Source organism: Pseudomonas sp. EA_65y_Pfl1_P113 (assembly GCF_963970525.1).
Lineage (GTDB): Bacteria > Pseudomonadota > Gammaproteobacteria > Pseudomonadales > Pseudomonadaceae > Aquipseudomonas > Aquipseudomonas tritici.
In genome coordinates, this window is the sequence record NZ_CAXAQM010000701.1 from 1 (window position 1) to 428 (window position 428).

Annotated in this window: 1 protein-coding gene; it reads right to left on the minus strand. The window is 65.7% G+C overall.

Annotated features, from left to right (window positions below):
* Positions 1–78: 78 nt before the first annotated feature.
* On the minus strand, positions 79–428 hold a 350-nt coding region (locus tag AACY52_RS31790), incomplete at its 5' end, for a hypothetical protein (protein ID WP_339561625.1).

A 428-nucleotide genomic window follows, 5' to 3' on the forward strand; every position in this document is an offset into this window, starting at 1 on the left:
CGTTGACGCTTCCGCCACCGGGCCGCAGCGATCATTGCCCATCGAGGTGCGGCAAGCCACCACGGCCCATGGTTATGCTTAACGCACCAGAGGCGGCCGTGCGATGAAGGTCATCCGCCAGCGATTGTGCCCGATATTGGTGTGGGCGCGCTGCGCGGCGAAGCCGGCAGCCTTCAGTTTGGCCATGATCTCGTCCTCGCTGTAACGCTGCAGCCCGATCCGCGAGCGAAGATGGCGGTAATCCGACAGAGCGGTGCTGATCAGGCCGACCAGCGCATCCTTCAGGAAGCCATGACGCAGGGCGAAGCCGAGCAGCGCGACGACGTCCCTGAACATGCCGACCTGGGGCTGGAGAATGTCGCCGAGCACCAGCTTCCCGGAGGGGGTCAGCAGGCGGCGGATGTTCACCAGGGCGGCGTCGAGCTCCT